At 63.9% G+C, this 2,054-nt stretch carries 2 protein-coding genes; both read right to left on the bottom strand.

Annotated features, from left to right (window positions below; genetic code table 11):
• Window positions 1–121: 121 nt before the first annotated feature.
• Window positions 122–1,357: an MFS transporter gene (locus QZZ60_RS11345; RefSeq protein ID WP_295641479.1), complete on the bottom strand. Its 1,236-nt coding sequence runs from the start codon at window positions 1,355–1,357 to the stop codon at window positions 122–124.
• Window positions 1,350–1,937 carry a DeoR family transcriptional regulator gene (locus QZZ60_RS11340; RefSeq protein WP_295641477.1) on the bottom strand — a complete coding sequence of 196 codons (588 nt, stop codon included), beginning with the start codon at window positions 1,935–1,937 and terminating at the stop codon, window positions 1,350–1,352. Before QZZ60_RS11340 ends, QZZ60_RS11345 begins: the two co-directional genes overlap by 8 nt.
• Window positions 1,938–2,054 lie beyond the last annotated feature (117 nt).

Below are 2,054 nucleotides of genomic sequence, written 5' to 3'. Positions count from 1 at the left end.
AATTCACTTCCGGCGTTAAGCGCAGCGGGCGTCGTACAAGTGGAGGGACAGTACGGCGTGTCCCGAACAGACGGGCGGTTGCGGTACTCGGGAGAAGGAAAATGTCGCCCGGCCGGCGGCATCACTTCGTTTTTTTTAAAGGCGGTCGGACGCTCCAGCGCAGGGCGAAAAGTGCGAGCAGCAGGGCGGCAAGCGCGTAGGCGGTTTCCATGCCCCACTGGGAAATGATGAAAAATCCGCCCAGAGGGCCGAGCGCCGCCCCGAGATCCAGAGCAAGCGTGTAGGCCGTGATGACGAATACCGGCCGGGTGCGTGAGGCCACGTCCGTGGCAAGGGCATCGGAAAGCGTGGTCATGGCCGTACAGCAGACTTCGACGGCGATGAGCAGGGCAAGCCACGGCGCCAGAGAGAGCGGCAGCATGATGAGGACAAGAAGGGCGGAAGCGATCCAGCAGCCCCCGGCGAACATGGCCACACGGCCGAACCTGCCGTCGGAGAGTCGCCCCACGAGAGGGGAGAGCAGAGGATCCCAGCCCCACCGCAGCGACTGCACGAAGCCGGCCGCCGTGGCGCAGCCGACGCTGACGCCGAGCACGGTGACGGCGTCGCCCCAGTGATGGGCCATGAGCGCCGAGAGCGTGGACATGAAGAATCCTTCGATGATGAGCGTGACCGCAAGACAGGTGAAAAGCACCCAGAAAAGCTCTTTTGAGCGGAGCAGGGAAAGCATGGAAAAGCGGGGAGCGTTCGGCGCGGCGTCTGCAGAGGGGCGCACCCCGCGCAGCAGAAACAGCGCCATGGGCAGCGCCAGCGCCGCCGTCGCCGCGCCGGCCCAGAACGCCCAGCGCAGCCCCGCGGCATCGGCCAGAAGGCCTCCGCCGAGCATGCCCGCCAGATTGCCGAGGCGATACGTGCCCGTGTAGAGTCCGATGAAATATCCCCGGTCGTTTTTACCCGCCGCATCCATGACGGTGAACAGGCCGCCGAGCTTGAGCAGCGACCAGCAGAGACCCCAGAGCACGCGCAGCGCAGCCCATGCCGCAAGCGATCCGGCGCAGGCGTATCCCGCGCAGATGAGCACGGAAAGCGCGGCCGCCACGGTGGCGCAGATCTTCGTGTCCACCCGCGAGTAGACCCAGCCGATGACCGGATTGAGCGGAAGCCTCGCCAGCCGGTTGAGCGAGAGTACGAGTCCCACTTCCCACAGCGAGTCGAGACCGGCTTCGCGCCAGTGCACTGGCAGCGTCACATAAAGCATGGCGTCGCCCGCCACGCACGCGGCGGTGAGCAGCGCAAACAGGATGACCTGTCCGCGTCCTGAGGCAGGATCGGCGTGCGTCATGTCGTCCTCAGGCAAGGTAGAGCTGCGCGCCTGCTTCCTGTATCATGTCCTGCCAGCGCGCAGGCAGAGGCCCGTTGGAAAAAACGGCGTCAAGCTGACGTATGTGACCGGCCCGAACCATGGCCGGACGCCCGAACTTGGAACGGTCGCAGGCCAGAAACACGCGGCGCGAATGCTCGATGATGGCACGCGCCACCGACACTTCCCGATAGTCGTAGTCCAGAAGGTTTCCCTCCTCGTCAATGCCGGATATGCCGATGATGCCGAAATCCATGCGGAATTCACGGATGAAATGCTCGGTTTCCGGTCCGATGACCCCAAGATCGTGCGAGCGCACCGTGCCCCCGGCAATGATGACCTCAAAGGAAGGATTCCCCGCACAGATGCGCGCCACGTTGAGATTGTTGGTGAGTATGCGCAGATTCTTGCGTTCAAGCAGCGCAAAGGCCACGGCCTCCGTCGTGGTGCCTATGTTGATGCACAGCGAGGCGCCGTCCGGCACGTGCTGAGCCACAAGCTCGGCTATGCGGCGCTTCTCCTCGGTGAAGAGCAGCTTGCGCTGATCGTAAATGATGTTCTCGGTGCTGAGAGGCATGCCCACGCCCCCGTGAAAGCGCTGCACCCGGCCTTCGTCGGCAAGCTGATTGATGTCACGCCCCTAAAAACTGGCGTTTGCCAACTGGATAACGCGAACGTGACTGACGCGATCCTC

This window comes from uncultured Mailhella sp. (assembly GCF_905187505.1).
In the GTDB taxonomy this organism is placed as follows: Bacteria; Desulfobacterota; Desulfovibrionia; order Desulfovibrionales; family Desulfovibrionaceae; genus Mailhella.
Note: the sequence above shows the minus strand (reverse complement) of the source record. Positions and strands in the feature narration are given on the sequence as shown.